Annotated in this window: 14 protein-coding genes, 4 tRNA genes and 1 riboswitch; of the genes, 3 read left to right on the top strand and 15 right to left on the bottom strand. The window is 59.2% G+C overall.

Going from position 1 to position 23,947, the window contains the following annotated elements:
- The first annotated feature begins 116 nt into the window (after positions 1 to 116).
- Complete coding sequence (locus tag ACOYXJ_RS16835) at positions 117 to 635, top strand: cell envelope protein SmpA (protein WP_460370558.1); 519 nt, start codon at positions 117 to 119, stop codon at positions 633 to 635.
- A 19-nt stretch (positions 636 to 654) separates the two neighbouring features.
- On the opposite strand, the gene ACOYXJ_RS16830 is transcribed toward ACOYXJ_RS16835, so the two are convergent.
- From ACOYXJ_RS16830 to ltaE, 8 genes are all read right to left on the bottom strand, one after another.
- Positions 655 to 731 (bottom strand) — tRNA-Arg (locus ACOYXJ_RS16830).
- Between the two features lie 72 nt (positions 732 to 803).
- Positions 804 to 880: transfer RNA gene (locus tag ACOYXJ_RS16825), tRNA-Arg, on the bottom strand.
- A 72-nt stretch (positions 881 to 952) separates the two neighbouring features.
- A tRNA-Arg gene (locus tag ACOYXJ_RS16820) sits at positions 953 to 1,029 on the bottom strand.
- A 107-nt stretch (positions 1,030 to 1,136) separates the two neighbouring features.
- Positions 1,137 to 1,227, bottom strand: a tRNA-Ser gene (locus ACOYXJ_RS16815).
- Between the two features lie 62 nt (positions 1,228 to 1,289).
- Complete coding sequence (gene csrA / locus ACOYXJ_RS16810; protein WP_002554426.1) at positions 1,290 to 1,478, bottom strand: carbon storage regulator CsrA; 189 nt, start codon at positions 1,476 to 1,478, stop codon at positions 1,290 to 1,292.
- A gap of 187 nt (positions 1,479 to 1,665) precedes the next feature.
- Positions 1,666 to 2,907, bottom strand: a complete 1,242-nt coding sequence (locus ACOYXJ_RS16805) for an aspartate kinase (RefSeq protein ID WP_008086083.1) — start codon at positions 2,905 to 2,907, stop codon at positions 1,666 to 1,668.
- Positions 2,908 to 2,997: 90 nt separating this feature from the next.
- Positions 2,998 to 5,616, bottom strand: a complete 2,619-nt coding sequence (gene alaS / locus ACOYXJ_RS16800) for an alanine--tRNA ligase (RefSeq protein WP_460370556.1) — start codon at positions 5,614 to 5,616, stop codon at positions 2,998 to 3,000.
- 146 nt (positions 5,617 to 5,762) lie between these two features.
- Entirely contained in the window at positions 5,763 to 6,767 is a 1,005-nt protein-coding gene (gene ltaE, locus ACOYXJ_RS16795; RefSeq protein ID WP_460370554.1) for a low-specificity L-threonine aldolase, read from the bottom strand.
- A gap of 198 nt (positions 6,768 to 6,965) precedes the next feature.
- Positions 6,966 to 7,137: riboswitch (FMN riboswitch) on the top strand.
- A gap of 101 nt (positions 7,138 to 7,238) precedes the next feature.
- Here ltaE and ACOYXJ_RS16790 point away from each other — a divergent pair.
- The gene (locus tag ACOYXJ_RS16790) at positions 7,239 to 7,748 is read left to right on the top strand and encodes a 6,7-dimethyl-8-ribityllumazine synthase (protein ID WP_016983960.1); all 510 of its coding nucleotides are present in this window, start codon (positions 7,239 to 7,241) and stop codon (positions 7,746 to 7,748) included.
- Between the two features lie 152 nt (positions 7,749 to 7,900).
- On the opposite strand, the gene astE is transcribed toward ACOYXJ_RS16790, so the two are convergent.
- From astE to ACOYXJ_RS16755, 7 genes are all read right to left on the bottom strand, one after another.
- Positions 7,901 to 8,911, bottom strand: coding sequence for a succinylglutamate desuccinylase (gene astE / locus ACOYXJ_RS16785; RefSeq protein WP_150795144.1), 1,011 nt, complete (start codon positions 8,909 to 8,911; stop codon positions 7,901 to 7,903).
- A gap of 12 nt (positions 8,912 to 8,923) precedes the next feature.
- Positions 8,924 to 9,214, bottom strand: a complete 291-nt coding sequence (locus ACOYXJ_RS16780; RefSeq protein WP_016983958.1) for a hypothetical protein — start codon at positions 9,212 to 9,214, stop codon at positions 8,924 to 8,926.
- Positions 9,215 to 9,271: 57 nt separating this feature from the next.
- Complete coding sequence (gene astB / locus ACOYXJ_RS16775) at positions 9,272 to 10,618, bottom strand: N-succinylarginine dihydrolase (RefSeq protein ID WP_460370551.1); 1,347 nt, start codon at positions 10,616 to 10,618, stop codon at positions 9,272 to 9,274.
- A gap of 163 nt (positions 10,619 to 10,781) precedes the next feature.
- On the bottom strand, positions 10,782 to 12,251 hold the full coding sequence (gene astD / locus ACOYXJ_RS16770; protein WP_460372968.1) for a succinylglutamate-semialdehyde dehydrogenase: 1,470 nt from the start codon (positions 12,249 to 12,251) through the stop codon (positions 10,782 to 10,784).
- Positions 12,248 to 13,273, bottom strand: a complete 1,026-nt coding sequence (gene astA, locus ACOYXJ_RS16765) for an arginine N-succinyltransferase (protein ID WP_008077921.1) — start codon at positions 13,271 to 13,273, stop codon at positions 12,248 to 12,250. Before astA ends, astD begins: the two co-directional genes overlap by 4 nt.
- Before the next feature lie 51 nt (positions 13,274 to 13,324).
- Positions 13,325 to 14,344: an arginine/ornithine succinyltransferase subunit alpha gene (aruF, locus tag ACOYXJ_RS16760; protein ID WP_016983955.1), complete on the bottom strand. Its 1,020-nt coding sequence runs from the start codon at positions 14,342 to 14,344 to the stop codon at positions 13,325 to 13,327.
- 215 nt (positions 14,345 to 14,559) lie between these two features.
- Entirely contained in the window at positions 14,560 to 15,780 is a 1,221-nt protein-coding gene (locus tag ACOYXJ_RS16755; protein WP_008077923.1) for an aspartate aminotransferase family protein, read from the bottom strand.
- 304 nt (positions 15,781 to 16,084) lie between these two features.
- Here ACOYXJ_RS16755 and ACOYXJ_RS16750 point away from each other — a divergent pair, with 304 nt between their 5' ends.
- On the top strand, positions 16,085 to 23,947 hold the full coding sequence (locus ACOYXJ_RS16750; RefSeq protein WP_460370548.1) for a dermonecrotic toxin domain-containing protein: 7,863 nt from the start codon (positions 16,085 to 16,087) through the stop codon (positions 23,945 to 23,947).

Raw genomic sequence — 23,947 nt, 5'->3', positions numbered from 1 at the left:
ACCTGAGCACCGTCCTGATCCGTGCAAATGCGACGACTCATCCTGAAAAGAAAACACACCGGCAGTGAAAAATGTAGCGACTACCCTTCAGCGTAGATCGTCATGGAGGACGTCAAATGCCATTGAAATCATCATTGCCTTTACTCACCTGCCTGCTTTTCCTCCCGCCTGCCGAGGGCACTACCACCCTTCATCGCTGCGAAGCTATCGACGGCAGCATCACCTTCACCAGCATGAGCTGCGCGAGCGGCGAACAGCTGTCCGTGCAGGCAGTCCATCCTTATATGCCCGGGTCGGTTGTGGCAGTGATGCCGGAACACAACCACGAAGAAATATCCGGCATGAAAATCAAGGGACGCGAACCTGGCGTTGCTGGCACCGCCGAAGACCCGTGTGGAAACCTGATCGATGCCAGACAACGTCGCGAAGCGATCATCAATCAACGCGTGATTGCCGGGATGACTCAGCAGGATGTCGAAAGCGCGCTGGGCAAGCCGGACAAAGTGAATATTCGAACATCGACGACGAGCTATCGCTATGACCTCAAGCGAGGCCGAAGTGCTCAAGTCGATTTTGATGAGAGGGGCTGCGTGAAAGGAAAAGCCAAATCCCGGACAGCAAAAAGCCCGCGTTAAACGCGGGCTTTTCGGTATATGGTGCACTCGACAGGATTCGAACCTGTGACCGCTCGGTTCGTAGCCGAGTACTCTATCCAGCTGAGCTACGAGTGCAATTTGTGTTTTTAGACCAGACCACAACTGGCTGAAACCAAGTTATTCACATTGCTGCAACTAACTCTTAAATGGTGCACTCGACAGGATTCGAACCTGTGACCGCTCGGTTCGTAGCCGAGTACTCTATCCAGCTGAGCTACGAGTGCATTTGTGTTTGTTAGACCAGATCACACCTGGTTGAAGCCAAGTTATTTACATTGCTGTAACTAACTCTTAAATGGTGCACTCGACAGGATTCGAACCTGTGACCGCTCGGTTCGTAGCCGAGTACTCTATCCAGCTGAGCTACGAGTGCATTTGTTGCGCCGCATTATAGCCCGTCCAATCTCTATTCCAACCACTTTTTCTAATAAATTCAACAACCTACAGAAAAAGCCAGATTACGACGTACTAAGCAAATAATGGCGGAGAACGGGGGATTCGAACCCCCGACACCCTTTTGAGGTGTACTCCCTTAGCAGGGGAGCGCCTTCGGCCACTCGGCCAGCTCTCCGCAACACGGGGCGTATCTTAACCAACCTTTTCCCCGTTTGCAAACATAAAAATCGATAAAAATTAATGGCTTGGTTCTTCGTCCTTCTCTTTCTTTATACGCAGGTAAATTTCCTCACGGTGCACGGCAACCTCTTTCGGGGCGTTGACGCCAATACGCACTTGGTTTCCTTTAACGCCGAGCACGGTCACGGTGATTTCGCCATCACCGATAATCAGGCTTTCTGCGCACCGACGAGTCAGAATCAGCATACCTTTCTCCTCACGCAATTCAGTTCAGGGACAACAGTCTGCAAAAAAAAGGCACCCGACCTACAACCGGAGCGATCGTAGCCCTACATGCCTGAGTATTGACCAGCACGAGCAAAAGAACAGTTCAGGGCTCGCGCCATTCAAAAAATAAAGGGCGCGGTCAGACCGCGCCCTTCAAGAAACGGAATTACTCGCCTTGACGGGCCGGAGCATCCAGTTCGAAAGCCGTGTGCAGGGCGCGCACGGCCAGTTCCAGGTACTTCTCTTCAATCACCACGGAAACCTTGATTTCCGAAGTCGAGATCATCTGGATGTTGATGCTTTCTTTTGCCAGCGATTCGAACATGCGGCTGGCCACGCCTGCGTGGGAACGCATGCCGACGCCGACGATCGAGACCTTGGCAATCTTGGTGTCGCCAACCACTTCACGGGCACCGATCTCGCGAGCGGTGTTTTCCAGCACGGTCTGTGCGGCCTGGTAGTCGTTGCGGTGCACGGTGAAGGTGAAGTCGGTGGTGTTATCGTGCGCAACGTTCTGCACGATCATGTCGACTTCGATGTTCGCGGCACTGATCGGGCCGAGAATCTTGAACGCTACGCCCGGGGTGTCTGGCACGCCACGGATGGTCAGCTTGGCTTCATCGCGGTTGAAAGCGATGCCGGAAATGATCGGCTGTTCCATGGTTTCCTCTTCATCAATAGTAATGAGGGTGCCCGGACCCTCCTTGAAGCTGTGCAGTACGCGCAGCGGAACGTTGTACTTGCCGGCGAATTCCACCGCACGGATCTGCAACACCTTGGAACCGAGGCTGGCCATTTCCAGCATCTCTTCAAAGGTGATCTTGTCCAGGCGCTGAGCGACCGGCACAACGCGCGGGTCGGTGGTGTAAACACCATCAACGTCGGTGTAGATCTGGCACTCGTCAGCCTTCAACGCGGCAGCCAGTGCCACGCCGGTAGTGTCGGAACCGCCACGACCAAGGGTGGTGATGTTGCCGTGCTCGTCGACGCCCTGGAAACCGGCGACAACCACCACGCGACCCGCTTTCAGATCACCACGAATCTTCTGGTCATCAATCTGCAAGATACGCGCTTTATTGTGCGCACTGTCGGTCAGGATCCGCACCTGATTACCGGTGTACGAAACCGCTGGCACACCGCGCTTGATCAGCGCCATGGCCAACAGGGCAATCGTCACCTGCTCACCGGTGGAAACGATCACGTCCAGTTCACGCGGAACCGGTTGGCCATCGCCACTGATTTGCTTGGCCAGATCGATCAGACGGTTGGTTTCGCCGCTCATTGCAGACAGCACAACCACCAGGTCATCGCCGGCATCGCGGAATTTCTTAACCTTGTCGGCGACCTGCTCGATTCTCTCGACAGTACCGACCGAGGTGCCTCCAAATTTCTGTACGATCAAAGCCATTTCAAAGCCGCCTCTGCCCATGAAGGGCGCCCAATAATTACTCGAACAGCCGCGCGGCCCGCCACTAGACTGCGGGCCGCACGGACTGTCTTATAAACCCTGCTCGACGAATGGAACGGTCAGCGCCAATGCACCATCCAGCGCGCCGGCGTCGATACCGCCGCCCTGCGCCATGTCCGGACGACCACCGCCCTTCCCGCCCACTGCCGCAGCAGCCTGCTTCATCAAATCACCGGCTTTGAGTTGGCCAGTCAGGTCCTTGGTTACGCCTGCAACCAGTACGACCTTTTCCTCATGGACACTGCCGAGCAGGATCACTGCGCGGCCGAGTTTGTTCTTCAACTGATCAACCAGCGCCAGCAGCGCCTTGGCGTCCTGACCATCCAGACGTGCGGCCAGAACCTTCACGCCTTTGACGTCCAGAGCCGAGGACGACAGATCGTCACCCGCAGCACTGGCAGCCTTGGCTTGCAACTGCTCGAGTTGCTTCTCCAGTTGGCGGTTGCGCTCGAGCACAGCCGACAGCTTGTCGATCAGGTTGTCGCGGCTGCCCTTGACCAGGCTGGCCGCTTCCTTGAGTTGTTCTTCTGCCGCGTTCAAGTAGGCCAGTGCCGCAGCACCAGTGACTGCCTCGATACGACGCACGCCCGATGCCACACCGCCTTCGCTGATGATTTTCAGCAGGCCGATGTCGCCGGTACGGTTGGCGTGGATACCGCCGCACAGCTCGACGGAGAAATCACCGCCCATGCTCAGCACGCGCACGTTGTCGCCGTACTTCTCGCCGAACAGCGCCATGGCGCCTTTGTTCTTCGCGGTTTCGATGTCGGTTTCTTCGGTTTCAACCGCGGAGTTCTTGCGAATCTCGGCGTTGACGATGTCTTCCAGTGCTTTGATCTGTTCCGGCTTGATCGCTTCAAAGTGGCTGAAGTCGAAACGCAGACGCTGACTATCGACCAACGAACCTTTCTGCTGAACGTGCTCGCCCAGTACCTGACGCAGTGCCGCGTGGAGCAAGTGGGTGGCCGAGTGGTTCAACGAAGTCGCGTGACGCACTTCGGCGTCGACGTGGGTTTCCACTGGCGCGCCGATGGTCAGGCTGCCCGAATCCAGCACACCGTGGTGCAGGAAAGCGCCGCCGGTTTTGGTGGTGTCGCGTACGTCGAAACGTGCGCTGCCGGCCTGCAGATAACCGCAGTCGCCGATCTGGCCGCCGGATTCAGCGTAGAACGGCGTCTGATTCAGCACGATCACCGCCTCTTCGCCTTCATTCAAGACGTCGACCGACTGGCCATCTTTATAGATAGCGACGATTTTTGCCGAACCGCTGGTGTCTTTGTAACCGGTGAACTCGGTGGCCACATCAACCTTGACCAAAGTGTTGTAGTCCAGACCGAACGAGCTGGCCGAACGCGCGCGAACACGCTGGGCTTCCATCTCACGTTCGAAACCGGCTTCGTCGACCGTCAGACTGCGCTCGCGGGCGATGTCGGCGGTCAGGTCCATAGGGAAACCGTAGGTGTCGTAAAGTTTGAACACCACGTCGCCCGGCACCACGGTGCCTTTGAGTTCCAGCAGGTCCTGCTCGAGGATCTTCAGGCCGTGCTCCAGAGTCTTGGAGAACTGCTCTTCTTCAGCCTTGAGGACGCGCTCGATGTTGCTCTGCTGCTTCTTCAGTTCCGGGAAGGCTTCGCCCATCTCGGCAACCAGTGCAGCAACGATCTTGTAGAAGAAGCTGCCGGTGGCGCCCAGCTTGTTGCCGTGACGGCAGGCGCGACGAATGATCCGGCGCAGCACATAACCGCGACCCTCGTTGGACGGCAGCACGCCGTCGGCAATCAGGAAGCCGCACGAACGGATGTGGTCAGACACGACTTTCAGCGAAGACTGGTCGCCGTTTTCGCAACCGATGGCTTCAGCCGAGGCCCTCAGCAGGTTCTTGAACAGGTCAATGTCGTAGTTGGAATTGACGTGCTGCATCACCGCACTGATCCGCTCCAGGCCCATGCCGGTGTCGACCGACGGCGCTGGCAACGGATGCAACACGCCATCGGCGGTGCGGTTGAACTGCATGAATACGTTGTTCCAGATCTCGATGTAACGGTCGCCGTCTTCTTCCGGCGAGCCTGGCGGGCCGCCCCAGATGTGGTCGCCGTGATCGTAGAAAATCTCGGTGCATGGGCCGCACGGGCCGGTATCGCCCATGGTCCAGAAGTTGTCGGAAGCGTACGGCGCGCCTTTGTTGTCGCCGATGCGGATCATGCGCTCGACCGGCACACCGATTTCTTTGGTCCAGATGTCATACGCTTCGTCGTCGGAGGCGTAGACGGTGACCCAGAGTTTTTCCTTCGGCAGTTGCAGAACGCCGGTCAGGAAGGTCCACGCGTAGGTAATCGCGTCCTTCTTGAAATAGTCACCGAAGCTGAAGTTACCGAGCATTTCGAAGAACGTGTGGTGACGAGCGGTATAACCGACGTTTTCCAGGTCGCTGTTCTTGCCACCGGCACGCACGCATTTCTGGCTGCTGGTCGCACGGGTGTACGCACGTTTTTCCTGGCCCAGGAAGCAGTCCTTGAACTGGTTCATCCCCGCGTTAGTGAACAGCAGGGTTGGGTCGTTGCCCGGAATCAAAGAGCTGGAGGCTACACGGGTGTGGCCTTGCTCTTCGAAGAAGCGAAGGAAGGCTTCACGGATTTCTGCGCTTTTCATTAGGTTCTTCCACGGAGGCTGCGGCCAAAGGCCTGTTCGAAACGTCAACAGACGAAGCGACGGCAAAGGGCCGCATTATATCGGCCCTGCGCGCGGGGTACAGCGTGTTTATACGATAGAAACGGTCAATTGGACGGCTAACGCTGTCACTTGCGCGAAAACTCGACGAATGTCGCGATCACTTGCTCGATTTGCGAGCGATTGACGTCCATGTGCGTGACCATGCGCAGACGCGCGGCGGCGCTCAATTTGATCCCGCGTTCGGCGGCAAAGGCCTTGATCGCTTCGGCTTTGTCGCCCATTTGCACATAAACCATGTTGGTTTGCACCGGTTCGACGATGAAACCTGCTTCACGCAGACCGTCGGCCAAAAACTGCGCGTTGGCATGGTCGTCGGCCAGACGTTCAACGTTGTGATCCAGGGCGTACAGCCCCGCCGCCGCCAACAGCCCGGCCTGACGCATGCCGCCACCGACCATTTTGCGCAAACGACGAGCCTTGCCGATCAGTTGCTCAGAACCGCACAACACCGAGCCGACCGGCGCGCCAAGACCTTTGGACAGGCACACCGATACCGAATCAAAGTACTGAGTGATTTCCCGTGCATCGACGCCCAGCTTGACCGCCGCGTTGTAAAGACGCGCGCCGTCGAGGTGCAACTGGAGACCATGGTTTTGGGTAAATTGACGGGCCCGAGCCAGATATTCCAGTGGCAGCACCTTGCCCTGCATGGTGTTTTCCAGCGCCAGCAGACGAGTCCGGGCGAAATGGAAGTCGTCAGGCTTGATCGCTGCCGCCACCTGATCGAGATCCAGCGAACCGTCAGCCTGCACTTCCAGCGGCTGTGGCTGAATCGAACCGAGCACCGCCGCGCCACCGCCCTCGTATTTGTAGGTATGCGCCTGCTGACCCACGACGTATTCGTCGCCGCGCTCGCAATGCGCCATCAGTCCCAGCAGGTTGCTCATGGTCCCGGTCGGCACGAACAACGCGGCGGCGAACCCCAGACGCTTGGCCAATTCTGCTTCCAGACGATTCACCGTTGGATCTTCGCCGTACACGTCATCGCCGGTGTCCGCCGCAGTCATCGCGTCGAGCATGGCCGGAGTCGGTTGGGTAACGGTGTCGCTGCGAAGATCGATAACGCTCATGAACCTGGCCTCAAGTCAGCAGGGGAAATCCCTTTACGAAGTGGAATTACTGCGGTCATCGCGTGGATTAATCAACCCTTGCGCAAGGAAAAGTCGTTTCGAGCCTGCAAAAAAATCGATGACAATCATCAGAAAGGCGCAATGCACAGACACACAATCTGTGTTAAAAACGCTGCGCCGCCCGAGAAAGGGCGGCAAAAACGTTCTCAGGGCGGGGTGCAATTCCCCACCGGCGGTAATTGCGCGCAATGCGCATAGCCCGCGAGCGCTTGGCGACGGACACGGCTTCGGTTGTGAGCGGCGGCAAGGTCAGCAGACCCGGTGTGATCCCGGGGCCGACGGTCATAGTCCGGATGAAGAGAGAACGGGATTAACGCCAAAGGGCCGTCCGCGCGATGTTGTGCGTGTGCGCACCCTTGAATCCCTTTCGATTCATAACGCCCTGTTTTTCACACAAACAGGAGTCAGAACATGCAACCCACCGCTATCGACAGCAAAAGCAAACACCCTCACGGCGAGCGCGTCGCGTTCATCCAGGCCTGCTGGCACAAGGAAATCGTCGACCAGAGCCGTAAAGGCTTCGTCGCCGAAATGATTGCCCTGGGTTATCAGGAATCGGACATCGATATCTTCGAAGTCGGCGGCGCCTTTGAAATGCCCCTGCACGCCAAGTTGCTGGCCAAGACCGGTCGTTATGCCGGCATCGTCGCCGCAGCCCTGGTCGTGGACGGCGGCATCTACCGTCACGAGTTCGTCGCCCAATCGGTGGTCAGCGGCCTGATGCAGGTGCAGCTGGAAACCGAAGTGCCGGTGTTCTCGGTGTCCCTGACCCCGCATCACTTCCATGCTGGCGACGAGCATCAGAAGTTCTTCTTTGAGCACTTTGTGCACAAGGGTCAGGAAGCGGCGCGGACTTGCGCGGATACGCTGCAGAAAGTTCGTGCGCTGCGTCGTACAGAGCCGCGTGCGGTAGCCGTGTAACGTCGAGTGAGTTTTTGACCTCACTCAAATCAAATGTGGGAGCGAGCCTGCTCGCGAAGAGGGACTGCCAGCCGACGACAAGTTGACTGGTAGACCGCCTTCGCGAGCAGGCTCGCTCCCACATTGGTTTTGTGCCGATTCAGATGTCGCTATCAGGCGAGGTTTTCGTCGGTGGTCGGGACGATCAGAATGCCTGCGCGCAAGCCGTTCTTGACCTTGGGATTGGGGAAAATGATCCGCGCGCCCTGCTCTTCGATGATCCAGCGGGTATTGGCCAGATCTTCGGCCAGCACGTAGCCCATCTCCAACTCGGAAAAGTTCTCGATGTCCTGCGGCAGGTTCAAGCGGAAGGCATCGCTGTGCTTGATGATTTCCCGCGCGACGCTGAATAGCTGCAAGCCGTCCAGCTGCGCTTCAGCCATCTCTGGCTCAGTGCCTTCGATGATCTGCTGCAGGCGAGTTTCCAGCAGCGAGACATTAACCCCATCGTTCTGCCCGAACGGCCGCGCCTTGCCCAGTTCCAGGGTGAAGGACTCGGCACCGAGCTTGTCGTAGGTGTACGAGCTGAACACGATCGACGGTTTGTTCTGCAACAGCACCGCTTCCATCCCGGCAGCGCGCAGGCGCGCCAGCTCAACACGCGAATGCTGACGCCCTTCCTTCCACGGATACAAGGCAAACTGCTCGATCTTCGAACCGCGAATGGCGGTATGCAGGTCATAGTGCAGGCGCTGACGATCCGGCAGGCTGAAGAAACTCGCCGCCAGACGCTCCAGCTCACAGGCACGCAGCGCTTCGCTGCCACTGCTTTGTTCATGACGGCCGTTGAACAGCCGATTGACGTCCTGCTCGACGAAGCGCTCGCCTTTGCGAATCGCCTCCGGGTTGCCGAACAGGAACAGAATGCGTGCACGCGGCTTTAAATCACCGCGGGCGATGTCGTGCAGCAGCCGATCAAGTAACTCGATCGGCGCAGTTTCGTTGCCATGGATGCCTGCCGACAGCAACAGGTCCAGGCCGTTGTCGCGTGCTTCCGGTGGCCGGACTTCCAGCGCACCTTCGCTCAACCAGCGCATCCGCACGCCTTCGACAGTCAGTTGAGTCTTCTCCGCCGGTTCGCGGCCGGCGAGGGTCAGTTCAAGCAGTTTGCCGAGGGCGAGCATAGAGCGGTTTCCTTAGTGGTCGTGGTTGCAATCCGGGCCGTGCACGTGGTCTTCGTCGTCGCCGACGTCAGCCGGTTCCATTTCCAGTTGCAGACTTACCAGATTAGTCGCCAATGGGCGCAGCAGCAGGTTGGCGTACTCGGCGTCACCTTCTTCGACGTCCACGCCGATCAGCAGTTGGCCACGGCCGTCCTGCTGGATCCACAGCTCTTTGCCTTGCCACATGACCGCGACGCGGGTGCACGAGGTTTGCAGTTGCGTGCCGTCGGTGTCTTCAAGGATCAGCTGCAGGGAATCGCTCATGTTTTTACTCTCTTGGGGAGACAAGCCGCGCGCCGCGATCAGGCGTCGCGCCGGCCATCAATTGATCTGGAATGGATAAACCGCGCCCAGTTTAAGGATTTGCGTCAGTTCATCCAGTGCCGTCCGGCATTCAAGCAGCAATTGCGGATCCGCCAGATCGGTTTCGCTCAGGCGGTCGCGGTAGTGCTTTTCAACCCATGCGGTCAACGAACCGTACAACGGTGGCGTCATGATAACGCCTGGGTTGACGGCCGCCAGTTCGGTTTCGTTAAGCGCGACGCGCAGACGCAGGCACGCCGGGCCACCGCCGTTCTGCATGCTTTGCTTGAGGTCGAAGACTTTCACTTCACGGATCAGGCCGCCGGAGCTGGTCAGCTCTTGCAGGTAAGTCCAGACGCGTTCGTTGGCCTGGCACTCTTGCGGCACGATCAGCAACATCGAGCCATCAGGGCGCGACAGCAGCTGGCTGTTGAACAGGTAGGAACGCACCGCGTCATCCACGGTGACTGCCGAACGCGGCACACACACGGACTGGAAGTTACCGCCGACTTTGGCCAGTTTGCTTTGCAGCTCGGCCAGCATCGAGTCGGTGTCGAGGAAGGCATCCTCGTGATAGAACAACACCTCGCCATTGCCCACGGCGATCACGTCGTTGTGGAACACGCCCTGATCGATCACGTTCGGGTTCTGCTGGGCGTAAACCACGCCTTCATCACGCAGACCGTGCAGACGCGCAACCGCTTGCGAGGCTTCGAGGGTCTGGCGCGCCGGGTACTTTTGCGGCGCCGGGAAACGGTTGTCGAAGGCACTGCGACCGAACACGAAGAACTCGACGCCTGCTTCGCCGTACTCACGGCAAAAACGTGTGTGGTTGGCCGCGCCTTCGTCACCGAACTGCGCTACTGCCGGCAGCGCGGCGTGATGGGCGAAGTGCTGCTGATTGGCGAACATCGCGCCGAGCACGCGGCTGGTGGTCGGGTGCTCGATGCTGCGGTGGTATTTGCAGTTGAGGTTGGCGGCGGTGAAATGCACGCGGCCGTCTGCGGTGTCGGCACTCGGGCTGACCGTGGCGGCGTTGGCCACCCACATGCTCGACGCCGAACAACTGGCGACCAGCAGCGGCATTGCCTCTTTGGCGGCGCGCTCGATCACTCGCGCGTCAGTGCCAGTGAAACCCAGACGGCGCAGAGCGGCCACGTCCGGACGTTCCTGTGGCGCCAGCACGCCTTGCTGAAAGCCCATCTCCATCAGCGCTTTCATCTTCGCCAGCCCTTGCAGCGCCGCTTCCTTCGGGTTCGAGGATTGCTGGCTGTTGCTCTGGGAGGCAACGTTGCCGTAGGACAGACCACCGTAGTTATGGGTCGGCCCCACTAGACCGTCAAAATTGACTTCATAGGATTTCATCAGCGAGGCTCCACGAGAATCTGTTGTTATAGGCTTCAGTAACTATTCTTTGCGACCGAGGCGCGGCCTTCGCGAGCAGGCTCGCTCCCACAGGTTCGGTGGTGGTCACACATGTTGTGCACGACACAAATCCTGTGGGAGCGAGCCTGCTCGCGAATGGGCATCACGCCATTTTCACGCCAGGCGTCAGGGCCGATGGCAACACCAGGCTCGGGGTTTCCAGAGACGCCACCGGGTACGCGCAGTAATCCGCTGCGTAATAGGCACTGGCGCGATGGTTGCCCGAAGCACCGACACCGCCGAACGGCGCGCTGCTCGCAGCACCGGTCAGCTGTTTATTCCAGTTGACGATCCCGGCACGGCTTTCCAGCCAGAACTGCTGATAACGCGCCTCGGAATCCGACAACAGACCAGCGGCCAGACCATAAGCCGTGTCATTCGCCTCAGCGATCGCCGCTTCGAAATCGGTGTAGCGGATTACTTGCAGCAACGGGCCGAAGAGTTCTTCGTCCGGACGATCGGCAACCGCCGTCACATCGAGAATGCCTGGGGTCAGCAACGCGGCTTGCGCCTGTGGCTGAGTCATCTCCAGCAACGAGACTGCGCCATTGGCCAACAGATGTTCTTGAGCATCCATCAGCGCTTTCGCGGCGCCGAGGGAAATTACCGAGCCCATGAATGGGGCTGGTTGTTGATCGAACGCGCCGACTTCAATGCTCGCGCTGACTTCAACCAGACGCTTCAACAGGCTGTCGCCCCACGCGCCTTGCGGCACCAGCAGACGGCGTGCACAGGTGCAGCGCTGGCCAGCAGAGATGAACGCCGACTGAATAATCGTGTAAACCGCTGCATCCAGATCCGCGACCTGATCAACCACCAGCGGATTGTTGCCGCCCATTTCCAGCGCAAGAATCTTGTCCGGACGCCCGGCAAATTGCTGATGCAAATGATTGCCCGTGCGGCTCGAACCGGTGAAGAACAAACCGTCGATGCCCGGGTTCGCTGCCAGCGCGATGCCGGTTTCACGCGCACCTTGCAGCAGGTTCAACACACCCGCTGGCAGACCAGCTTCGATCCAGCACTTGACCGTCAGCTCGGCGACTTTCGGGGTCAGTTCGCTCGGCTTGAATAGCACACTGTTACCGGCCAGCAACGCCGGCACGATATGACCGTTCGGCAAGTGACCGGGGAAGTTGTAAGGGCCGAACACCGCAACCACGCCGTGCGGTTTGTGGCGCAGCACAGCGGTGGCGTCACCCAACGGGCCGCTCTTCTCGCCGGTACGCTCGCGGTAGCTCTGCACCGAAATAGCGATCTTGTTGATCATGCTGGTCACTTCGGTCGCGGATTCCCACAGCGGTTTGCCGGTCTCTTCACCAATGGTGCGAGCCAGTTCGTCAGCGTGGTTTTTCAGCGACGCGGCGAAAGCCTCAAGCACGCTGATGCGCTCATCCAGCGAACGACGTGCCCACTCAGGGAAAGCCTGACGCGCAGCCTGCACAGCCGATTCAACCTGAGCCGCCGTGGCGCCCTCCCCCGACCACAGCACTTGCTGGGTCACCGGGTTCAACGATTGAAAAGCTTCGCCCTGACCAGCCAGCCACTCACCTGCGATGTATAGCGAATTCATTATTTCGACTCCCGTGCAGCGGACAACGCCACGGCGCGCACTTGGTCGCCAGCGTTGAGTTGAAGACGTTTGGCGGTCTGCGGATCGACCACCAGGGTGCCGGCAGCCAGACGCGCCGGCGCAGCGGTGATGCGGCAGTCTTCACGTTTGCGGTTATGGATGATGAACGGCGTGGCGTCGTCGCCCGGTGTACCGACGGCCAGCACCAGTGCTTCACTGTCACGCACCGCGCGGATCTTGCCGGTTTCGCATTCGATGGCCGGGCCGGCGTCGAAGATGTCGACGTAACCCTGATAGCTGAACCCTTCGCCCTTGAGCATCGCCAAGGCTGGCTCGGTGTCCGGGTGCACCTGACCGATGACACTGCGCGCGCCTTCGGAGAGGAAGCAGGTGTACAGCGGGAATTTCGGCATCAGTTCGGCGATGAACGCCTTGTTGCCAACCCCGGTGAGGTAATCGGCCTGGCTGAATTCCATCTTAAAGAAGTGCCGACCGAGGCTTTCCCAGAACGGCGAACGACCGGCGTCATCGGAGACGCCGCGCATTTCGGCAATGATCTTGTTGCCGAACAGCTCAGGGAATTCAGCGATGAACAGCATCCGCGCCTTCGACAGCATGCGACCGTTAAGACCGCTGCGGTAATCGGCGTGCAGGAACAGCGAGCACAGCTCGGAATTACCGGTCAGGTCGTTAGCGAGGAACAGCGTCGGAATCTCGCGATAGATGTTCAGCTCTTGCGAAGCGCTGACCGTCAGGCCGACACGGAAGTTGTACCAAGGCTCACGCATACCAACCGCGCCAGCAATGGCGGAAATCCCCACCACGCGGCCGTCGTCGTCTTCGAGCACGAACAGGTAGTCCGCATCACCACGGCCAGCTTCACCGCGAAAAGTCTTCTCGGCCCAGCCGACCCGATGGGCCAGACGTTCTTCGTTGGCCGGCAATGTGGTCAGGCCGGTGCCGGTGCTGCGGGCCAGGTCGATCAGCGCGGCTAAATCGCTGCTGCGTACGGGACGAACAATCATGCTATCTCCTCAAACGGGCCGCCTTCGCCACCCGTGAAACTCGCTAAGGCGTTAAACCGCCACCAGGCGCACGCTGGCACCTTCACCGACGCCCAGGGCTTCGGCTGCTTCCAGATCCAGAGTCACCGGTTTGCCCGGCGCGTAATCCAGCTCCAGCAGCACCGCGCGGTAATCCTGCAACTGCGCGTTGGCCACCAGATACTGACGCCCGGCACCTTTCACCGGCTCGCCGATCTTCACTGGCACCACACGGCTCTGGGCGATAGAACGAATCCCCGAAACGCGTGCATGCAGGGTCGGGCCACCGTCGAAAATGTCGATGTAGTGATCGGTCTCGAAGCCTTCGCGCATCAGGATGTCGAAGGTGATCTGCGCTCGCGGATGCACCTGGCCCATCGCTTCCTGGGCGGAGTCCGGCAGCAGCGGCACGTAGATCGGGTAATGCGGCATCAGTTCGGCGAGAAACGTACGGCTTTTCAGTCCGCACAGACGTTCTGCTTCGGCGTAGTTGAGGTCGAAGAAGTTGCGACCGATCGCATCCCAGAATGGCGAGTCGCCGTTCTCATCGCTGTAACCGACGATCTCGGTCACCACCGAATCGGCGAAACGCTCCGGGTGGCTGGCGACGAACAGCAGACGGCCACGGGAGTTGAGTTCGGACCACGGCGACCCGACCAGCTCGCGCTGCACGTAGAAACTGGTCAGCAAGCTGTTGCCGGTCAGGTCGTGGCACTGCGAGAGCACGTGGATCTTGTTGTGGATCTTCAGCTCGCGCGAAGCGTGGACGAAGGTCTCGTTGCGGAAGCTGTAGAACGGCTCCGAATAACCGGCCGAGGCGACGATGGCCGAGCAACCGACCAGCTTGCCGGTGGCGGAATCTTCGAGGACGAAGAAATAGCTCTCTTCACCGTTGAAGCTCACTTCGGCAGCGAACGAAGCTTCGCTTGCAGCGATCTTGTCGCTCAGACGTTCCACGTCATCCGGCAAGGAAGTGACACCAATCGGGCTGTCCGCAGCCAGACGCTGTACCTCGCCCAGATCAGCCATTTGCGCGGGGCGCATCACCAGCATGGTGTCACTCCTTTTCTCTTATCAATCCACAGAAGAAATAACCGGGCCTACATGGAGATCAATGTAGGAGTGAGCCTGCTCGCGATTGCGGTCTGTCAGAAACCAATGAGTCGACTGACACACCGCAATCGCGAGCAGGCTCACTCCTACAGTTGATCTGGTCCGGCATAAAATTTTGATCGGCGCCTGAAAAACTCCAGGCGCCGAAGGCTCTATCAGGCTTGCGTCAATGCTGCGGCAGCGCGTTCGAAGCGGTCCAGACCAGCATCGATATCGGCGTCTTCGACCACCAGACTCGGAGCAAAACGAATCACGTCCGGGCCGGCCTGCAGAATCATCAGGCCTTCTTTTTCAGCGGCGTTGAAGATGTCTTTGGCTTTGCCTTTCCAGGCATCGCTCAACACGCAACCGATCAGCAGACCGAGACCACGCACTTGGGTGAACAGGCCGTACTTCTCGCCGATTTGCTCAAGGCGCGCCTTGAACTTGTCGTGCTTGGCGTTCACGCCGTTCAACACTTCAGGGGTGTTGATCACGTCGATCACCGCTTCAGCGACCGCGCACGCCAGCGGGTTGCCGCCGTACGTGGTGCCGTGAGTGCCGACGACCAGATGTTTGGCCAGCGCTTCGGTGGTCAGCATTGCCGCGATCGGGAAACCGCCGCCCAGGCTCTTGGCGCTGGTCAGGATGTCCGGGGTCACGCCGTAATGCTGGTAGGCGAACAGCTTGCCGCTGCGGCCCATGCCGGTCTGCACTTCGTCGAACACCAGCAGCGCGTTGTTCGCGTCGCACAGTTCGCGGGCACCTTGCAGGTAAGCCAGTTCGGCCGGCAGCACGCCGCCCTCGCCCTGGATCGGTTCCAGAACGACCGCACAGGTCTTGTCGGAAACCGCCGCTTTCAGCGCCGCCAGGTCGTTGTAAGGAACGTGAGTGATACCGGTGATTTTCGGGCCGAAACCGTCGGAGTACTTCGACTGGCCACCGACGTTAACGGTGAACAGCGTACGGCCGTGGAAGCTGTTCAGCGCGGCGATGATTTCGTACTTCTCAGTGCCAAAACGGTCGAACGCCACACGACGGGCCAGCTTGAACGCGGCCTCGTTGGCTTCAGCACCCGAGTTGCAGAAGAACACGCGCTCGGCGAAGGTTGCGTCGATCAGCTTGTGCGCCAGGCGCAGCGCTGGTTCGTTGGTGAACACGTTGGACACGTGCCACAGCTTGTTCGCTTGCTCGGTCAGTGCACCGACCAGCGCCGGGTGCGCGTGGCCCAATACGTTGACGGCGATGCCGCCGGCGAAGTCGATCAGCTCGCGGCCGGCCTGATCCCAGACGCGGGAACCGGCGCCACGCACCGGAATGAAAGCGGCAGGCGCGTAGTTGGGAACCATTACCTGGTCGAAATCGGCGCGTTGTACCGCAGCGTGCTCAACGGACATCGGAGTCTCCTGATGAGGGCCACCCGCCTGAAACTGGCGAGCGATGGGGGGATTGTAAGGACAGTTTTCTGCCCGGCCTTGTCGCCAAGCGACAACTTCTTATAGCGCAAACCCCGGATTTTCACGGGTTTACGGCAATGCGACATATAGCGTCGCAAAGGCGCAGTTTAAACTGGCGCTGCCGATTTGCGGCAGGTCGGGAAGGATATCAACTCAATGCCCTTTCACCGGTATAAATATGTACCGCACTCGCTGTGCGTTGCTCTGTTTTGCTTGGCACTTTCCACCGCCAAGGATTGGCCCGATGTACCCGACCGCAGAGCAGCACACCGCCCCCCGCCAAATCGTCGACTCCCGACAGCCCGATGCTCATTACCTGCATCTCAAAGACAGCCTGCCCGATTGGCTGGGCAACGCCTCGCCAACCCGACGCAACGCCCTCAAGAACACACTTCCGGTGATGCCGCTGAAACTGCAAGGGCTGCCGGTCGCTCAGCATCAGGCGCTTAAAGCCCTCAATGCCGCCCACTGGTCGGCACAAAACGCTGTCGACCAACGGCTGGCCCACTTGCAGGATGCCCGAGCCTTCGCCGAGCCATTGCTCAAAGCCGCGCTCAAGGCCCAGTTCAATCTGGATCTGGATGTCAGAACCACGTTCCTGCACCTGTACATCCCGGTGACCACTCCGGTGTTTTCGATCAAGAGCGGTGCCCGTACCTGGAAAGTGTCGTTGCTGGACGCCGCTTTGCATAACTTCGAGGAAAAGGAAACCGTGGACGATGCCTACGAGGCCGACTCCACTTACATCACCTTCCCCACCAAGAGCGGCCGCCCCCTCCTTGAGGAGGGCGTCGACTCGGCGCTCCCCGCTCAACCCTCGCTGAGTGACGTGTTCGACACCCTGCCCTGGATCAAGCAACAGATGAGCATCCCGGCGTTCACCCGGCTCTGTCGCACGCTGGATATCGGCGCGCAATACATGACCTATCTGGAAGACAACCTCGGAATCAGCGACGGGCAAACCGCCGCGGCCTTGCGCCAGCAAGTCGACAAAAGCCAGCAGGCCGGACTGAAAGCCGCCCTGCAATTTGCGCGCATGAGCGGCGACATCAGTGACAGCTGGTTTCGCACGATCAGCGCTCTGGTCGATGGCATCCCGCATATGCGGATCAACGGTCATTCCGTGTTATGCCACAGCCTGACGATGATGGCCGCGCCGCTGGCCGACATTGTGCTTTTTGCGCCGCCAACCTATGAGCCGCGAAGTGCGGCCCAAGTGGTGGTCTATGTGCCGAACGACCCCGAGCACCCGATCAAGGAGTACGCCTCATCGGCAGCCTTTGAAGTCGAGCTGACCCGCCAGTTGCGCTCCGCCGACTACCAGAACTTCTTCAGTCGTTTCATCAACCATGAACAGCGCGGCTTTTTCTTCTCCAGCCTGAACGCGCGATTGAGCCGGGTCACGTGGCACCCACCGCAAACCGGCAGCTCTAAAGCGCCCTGGCGAGACGAACCGTTGGACAAACCGAAACTTCAATTGAACCCGACACCGATCAGCGGCGAATTATGGGAACACCTTTATCAAGGCAAGTTGAACAAGATCCTTAACGACGCCGCAGTCATTGCCGTCGCCACCGCTGCGGTGGATTCAAAAGCGCGCTGGGCGCTATGGGATTCGTTCGTCGGCATCGCTTCGGCCGTTGTACAGACCGCGGCGTTCATCATTGCGCCGTTCGTGCCGTTTCTGGGAGAGATGATGATGGCGTACATGGCCTATCAGTTTCTCGACGAAGTGTTTGAAGGCATCGTCGAATGGGCACAAGGCCAGAACACCGAAGCGCTGGAACATCTGTTCGGTTGCCTGGAGTCGGCGGTCCAGCTCGGCGCATTTGCCGTCGGTGGCGGCATTGCCGTGAGCGAGTTTCGCAATGTGTTGCCCAAAGAGATTGTCGCCTTCATCGACCGCTTCAAACCGGTGAAGATGCCCGACGGCCAAACCCGCTACTGGGCACCGGATCTGGCCCGCTACGAACAGAAAACCGCACCTGACCACTGGTCCACGCCGAATGGACTCGGGTTGCATCAGCATCAAGGGAAGCAAGTGCTGTCACTGGATGAAGCACATTTCGCCGTCACCGAAAGCCAGATTCCCGGCCAGTATCGAATTGACCATCCCACCCGCCCCGATGCCTACAAACCGCTACTTCGCCATAACGGCAACGGCGCGTGGCATACCGAGCTCGAACAGCCGCTGGAGTGGGATCCGCCTACGGCATTGCGACGAATCGGCCACACGGTCGAAGCGTTCACTCCCGCTCAACGCGAGCGCATCCTTCAGGTCAGCGGCTTTGACCATGACGCCCTGCGCCTGATGCATGTCGATCAGGCGCCGTTGCCGCCATTGTTGGCCGACAGCATTACACGCTTCAGGATCGACCAGGATCTTCAACTGTTCATCGAACAGATGGCCAGCGAACTGCCTGAACAGCAACGTGCCGCCGACCCGCTGACGCAGTTGCAACTGCTCAGCGAATACGGTCGCTGGCCTGCCGGCAAACGCCTGCGCCTGAGCGATCCGCAAGGTCTCGTCATTTGGCAGTCTGCAGCCGACGAGACCTTGCCACTGACCGATATTCACTTGAACAATCTGCGCGACGGCGACGTTCTCAAAACGCTGCTGCAAACGCTCAACGAACAGGATGCCAAAGCGTTATCGGGCGAAACATTCGCCGGGCCGGATCTGTCGCTGGAGGTGCGCACCCGCAATTTGCGCCAGCAACTGCTGCAAGTCGCCAAAGCGCAGCGCGGGGTGTTGTTCGATGCTCGCTACCAGGCCATCGGAACGCCCGAAGACCCATTGATCACCTGCATCACGCAACATCAATCGACACTGCCCCTGCCCGTCACCCAGGAACTGCTCAACAACGCCACCGGCGATGAGCTGCTGCAGATCAGCGAAGGTCAGTTGCCACAGCGTCAGCAAGACCTGATCCAGATCGCCACTGCCCAAGTACGCATCACGCGTGCTTATGAAGGACTGGAGCTGGACTCGACGAGCAATCCGGACACCGACACGCTGGTCCTGCACAGCCTCCGGAACTTGCCCGGCTGGAGCGGTGACGTGCGCCTCGAGATCCGTGATGAGCACTACACAGGCGCACTGCTCGACAGTACCGGCCGTGTCGATGCCCCGTCGCAAAAAGTCCTGGTCAGGCAGACCGATGGCCGCTACCAGCCGTTCGATGACCGCGGCCAGCAATTGCACGCGGTCGCGGATATTTACTCGAGCATCCTCTACGCCCTGCCGGACACTGAACGCCAGGCCCTGAACCTGCAGATTGACCAGGCGCCACAATTGAAAAGTGCAATACGTGCCCGACCGCTGGATCGCGCGAATCTGCGCGTGGCGATTGCACTGCCCCCCGCGCCAGAGGCACAGCTGGAAACCCTGCGCCTGGTGGGGCGTGGCGGTCACCAGCCAACGTTTGGTCTGCCTGCAGCCTATATGCCGCCCGGCGGCTTCGTAGAACCCGCTCCGCTGGAACCTGTTCAGGTGATCTATCGCGGCTACACCGCCCAGGAGGCCGAGGACTTTGCGCTCAGTTTCAACCAGAATCCGGTCGCCATCAGAAACGAACTGGCGCGCCTGAGAGGCGAACTCGGCCAGCTTCAAGATGATCTGCGCCTGTGGGAGGAGCAGGTGCCGGTGAACAACCCCGCCACCGGCCTTCCTTTGACGGCGATTGAACGGCGGGCGGCAAGGCAAAGCCGAACGAATCTGAGGATCGACCTCGAACGCTGCTGGCGCAGAGAGTTACGCAGCTCTGCCGGTTACATCCTGCAGATCAGGGAACCGATCATTGGCGATCTGCCTGTGCTGAATGCCGATTTCAGCCATGTCGTCTTGCTGAGCATCAATGGCAGCGCCCGCACCGGTGCCGTCGACGGGTTTCTGCAGCGATTCCCGCGACTGATGTACCTGGACATCCAGAACCTGAACGTGCCGAACCTGCCGCCCGCCATCAGCACGATGTTGGGCCTGCGAAATCTGACCGTGCGTAACTGCGGCATAGTGCTGCCGGCCGACAGCCGCTCGCTGTTTTCGCCGCTGTCCGAACTGCAGGTGCTGGACCTGCAGGGCAACCGTCTGGGCGCCACGCCCGATTTGCAGGCCATACCTTCGTTGCGCTACCTCAATCTCGACAACACGAACATCACCACGCTGCCGGACGGTCTGCTCAATCATCCACGACTGGCTACCGGCAGGTTCGACGGCAATCGGATCGTGGATATTCCCGAGGCTTATTTCGACCTGTCTGCGGTGTTGAGCGATGGCTTCAGCTTTGCCAACAATCCCTTGTCTGCCGTCAGCCGCGAACGGGCGAAAATCTACTACCAGCGAACCTCAAAACACTTCGGCATCTTGCCGGAACGAGCCGATTTGAATCGGGCCATGAACCTCTTTCCCGTACTCGACACCGAGCGCGCCACTGAACTGCTCTATCGATTGCCCGGAACACTGGTTGACGGCCGCGCCCGGCTCGCCGGTTGGGAAACCGAACTCCACCGGATGCAAAACGACCTCGCGCAATGGACCAATAACGTTCCTGACGTTCACCCCGAAACCGGCCTGGCGTTGACCATGAGCGAGCGGGTAAATGAGCGTCTGGCCCGACAAGGATTCAGCATCAAACTCGAACAGTTCTGGCGCGAAAGATCTCCGGCAGCCCCGAGCCTGCGCAACAACCGCCTGCAAGCGAGCGTCGAGTTCATCGGCGATATGCCGGTGCTCGAAGCAGACTTCGCTCACGTTGGCGAATTGTTGCTCGATGGCAACAAGAACGTTTCGGCCCTGCTGCCCTTCCTGCAACGTTTCCAGAATCTGACGCAGCTGGAACTGAGTTTTTTTGACCTGGAATCCGGCACATTGTCATCCATCGATGCGCAGCAACTGGTCATATTGCGGCTGAAGGATTGCGGGGTGGTGAACACCCCGCAAAATCAGGCAGCGCTGACCGCCATGAACCAGTTGCAAATACTCGAATTGCGCGGCAACCCCCTCGGAACCCTTTTTGATCTGAATCTGCTGCCCTCGCTCAAATATCTGGACGTCTCCGATACAGGCCTGCACGAGCTTCCACCCGGCATCACCGACCATCCCCGCCTGAGATCGGCACTGTTCAGCGAAAACAACATCAGCGAAATACCCGACGCCCTGTTCGAGCTCCCGGCCGACCGCAGCGACGGCATTGATCTGGCCGATAATCCGCAACTCTCGCTGGCCACCCGTGAGCGGATAAAAACCTACTACCGCCGAACCGGGCAGGATTTCGACGTACTCGCGAATCCTGCAGACATCACCCTGGCGCGCGAACTGTTCCCGGCGCTCGACACCGTCGAGGCCAGTGAAATGATCTATGAGCTGCCCGGCACCCTGGCAGACGGCAGGACTCAGCTCTACACCTGGAAAACAGAACTGGAAGGGCTCAAACGCGACCTTCGCGCATGGGCCCTTCAGGTACCGCAACACGATCCCGTGACCGGTGCGGCGATCGATGCCATCGAGATGTACAACAACTACACGGCACGATCGGAATTCGCTCAACGACTGCAGAATTTCTGGCAGAGCCGATCGAGCACATCCAGCATGCGCGAGGATCATTTCTTTACCAATCTGGCCTTCAGCGGAAACATGCCACGGCTGACGGCGGACTTCAGCCATGTGTCAACGCTGAACCTGATAGGCACGCCAGCCATTGGTGAGATCGCCTCCTTCATTGACCGGTTTCCCAACCTGCACGTTCTGGAAATGCGCAACTTCGCACTGGGGCAGGTCCCGGCCAACCTTGCACGCCTGTCAGAGCTCAGGGAGCTGACACTGTCCAGTTGCGGTATCACCTTCACACCTGAAGCCCAGACGTTGCTGCAATCGTTGAGTGAACTTGAACGCCTGAACCTGAGCCATAACACGCTGGTGCAGATTCCCGATCTGGCGGGGCTGCCGATGCTCAATGATATTCGCTTGATCAACACCGGCCTGGCCAACGTGCCCAATGGCCTTGCCACTCACTCCAACCTGCGCACTGCGCTGCTCAACGACAACGCGATCACGGATCTGCCGGAATCCTTTTTCACGATGGACATCGATCTGGCTGACGGCATCAATCTAGGCAAAAACCCGTTGTCCACCGCTACGCGTGATCGTATCAAGGCGCACTACGCGGCCGTTGGTTACGACTTCGGCGTACTTCCCGATCTCGCCGACATCACCACCGCACAGCAATTGTTTCCTGACCTGGACATCGAAGATATCACTCATGTGATCTATGAATTGCCCGGAACACTGGCAGACGGCAGCGCTCAACTGGCGCACTGGGAGATGGAAATCACGCAGCTGGTCAGCGACCTTGTCGAATGGTCAGAACGTGCTCCGGCAGGCCCTTTGGGGTTGTACATGAACGCGGTTGATCGAGCCACGCAACGGTTTGAGCGCCGAGCGTTCAGTCGGCAACTGGAACACTTCTGGCGTAGTCGACAAAACAGCAAAACAGAACTCAGACTCAATGCGTTCGACGCCAATCTGCGGGTGATCGGCGATCTGCCGACGCTGGCGGCCGACTTCAGCCATGTCACCCAACTAACCTTGCAGGGCAACGAAGCGCTGTCCGGCACCGAGGGGTTCCTGAGCTGCTTTAGCGGACTTGAGACACTGGAAATGCGCGGTTTTGCCTTGGGTCAAATACCCCAAGCCCTGTCTCGCATGCCCAAACTGAAAACACTGGTATTGAGCAACTGTGGCGTTGTTCTGGAAGAAGCCGGTCAAGCTGCGTTGTCCTCGCTGTCCCGACTGACCATGCTGGATATGTACAACAACCCACTGGGCGACGCCCTTGACGTTTCTGCATTGAGAGCACTGACGTTCATCGACCTCTCCAGAACCGGGATCGAGCAGATTCCCCCCGGCCTGCTCGAATTGCCGGTACTGGAAACCGCGATCCTTCATCAAAACCGCATCAGCGTGCTGCCAGAGGCACTTTTTCAGCTGTCCCCGGACGCCAGCAATGGTTTTGACTTGAATCAGAACCCACTGTTGCCGGCCATGCGCGAGCGGATAAAAACCCACTGGCAAGCACAGGGCATTGATTTTGGCGTTTCCGTCCCGCAGGAAAACAGCCTGTTGGCCCGCGAGCTGTATCCGCATCTGACCGATACGCGGCTCGACGAACTGGTTTACAGCCTGCCCGGCACACTGGCCGACGGGCACCTTGAACTGGTACGCCGACGCGGCGAGCTGGCGTCCCTGATCAGTGATCTCGAAACCTGGACCACACAGACCCCAGTCGACCCCGTCAGCAATGCCCCGCTGCCCCCCGAAACCTTGCTGCAGGAGCGCGAACGCCGGGAACAATTCAAGACAAGCCTGGAGTATTGCTGGCGCCGAATCGTCACCGCGGGTCAAAGCGAAATCAGTTTCACCTCGAACCTGCCGATCATCGGTGAGCTGCCGACGCTGTCCGCTGACTTCAGCCACATACGCGCACTGAACCTGACGAGCAGCAGCTTCACATCGCCTCGTCTCGGTCGATTCCTCGAGCGTTTTGCCAACCTGCACGCACTTGCCATAGAAGGCTACCAACTGGGGGACATTCCCTACGCGGTTGCAGCCATGGAAAACCTGACGGAACTGAGCCTGATCGACTGCCGCATCACCCTTACCGAGGACACCGCGAATGCATTGCGCAACATGATCAATCTCAATCGACTCAACTTGAGGAACAACACGCTGGGCCGAGTCCCCGACCTCAGTCAGATGACGGCACTGGCCAGACTGGATCTGAACAACACGGGGCTGACAGACATACCGCCGGGTTTATTCAGTAGCGCGCGCCTTGATAATGCCAACCTGGGCAACAACGGCATCAGCGAATTGCCCATCGAAATCATGGACGCCGACACTACCGATTTCGACTTCAACGGCAATCCGCTATCCCCGACCAGTCAGCAAACCCTCAATGTTTACCACAGCAGAAGGGCTGCGCGATTGGCGCTGACGCGAAGAACCCGACAGGAATTCGACGCGTTCGAAGACGACTCGTTTTCCAGTGGCGCCGAAGCCAGGCCGTACATCGACTCTTCTGGAAGCTCCGCTGAGCTGGTCGTCGACTAG

This window comes from Pseudomonas sp. Tul2A7 (genome assembly GCF_054790505.1).
Note: the sequence above shows the minus strand (reverse complement) of the source record. Positions and strands in the feature narration are given on the sequence as shown.

Excerpts from the sequence above, each read along its gene's own strand:
- ACOYXJ_RS16835 (WP_460370558.1), top strand. The coding sequence starts at position 117 with ATGCCATTGAAATCATCATTGCCTTTACTCACCTGCCTGCTTTTCCTC.
- csrA (WP_002554426.1), bottom strand. The coding sequence starts at position 1,478 with ATGCTGATTCTGACTCGTCGGTGCGCAGAAAGCCTGATTATCGGTGAT.
- ACOYXJ_RS16805 (WP_008086083.1), bottom strand. The coding sequence starts at position 2,907 with ATGGCTTTGATCGTACAGAAATTTGGAGGCACCTCGGTCGGTACTGTC.
- alaS (WP_460370556.1), bottom strand. The coding sequence starts at position 5,616 with ATGAAAAGCGCAGAAATCCGTGAAGCCTTCCTTCGCTTCTTCGAAGAG.
- ltaE (WP_460370554.1), bottom strand. The coding sequence starts at position 6,767 with ATGAGCGTTATCGATCTTCGCAGCGACACCGTTACCCAACCGACTCCG.
- ACOYXJ_RS16790 (WP_016983960.1), top strand. The coding sequence starts at position 7,239 with ATGCAACCCACCGCTATCGACAGCAAAAGCAAACACCCTCACGGCGAG.
- astE (WP_150795144.1), bottom strand. The coding sequence starts at position 8,911 with ATGCTCGCCCTCGGCAAACTGCTTGAACTGACCCTCGCCGGCCGCGAA.
- ACOYXJ_RS16780 (WP_016983958.1), bottom strand. The coding sequence starts at position 9,214 with ATGAGCGATTCCCTGCAGCTGATCCTTGAAGACACCGACGGCACGCAA.
- astB (WP_460370551.1), bottom strand. The coding sequence starts at position 10,618 with ATGAAATCCTATGAAGTCAATTTTGACGGTCTAGTGGGGCCGACCCAT.
- astA (WP_008077921.1), bottom strand. The coding sequence starts at position 13,273 with ATGATTGTTCGTCCCGTACGCAGCAGCGATTTAGCCGCGCTGATCGAC.
- aruF (WP_016983955.1), bottom strand. The coding sequence starts at position 14,344 with ATGCTGGTGATGCGCCCCGCGCAAATGGCTGATCTGGGCGAGGTACAG.
- ACOYXJ_RS16755 (WP_008077923.1), bottom strand. The coding sequence starts at position 15,780 with ATGTCCGTTGAGCACGCTGCGGTACAACGCGCCGATTTCGACCAGGTA.
- ACOYXJ_RS16750 (WP_460370548.1), top strand. The coding sequence starts at position 16,085 with ATGTACCCGACCGCAGAGCAGCACACCGCCCCCCGCCAAATCGTCGAC.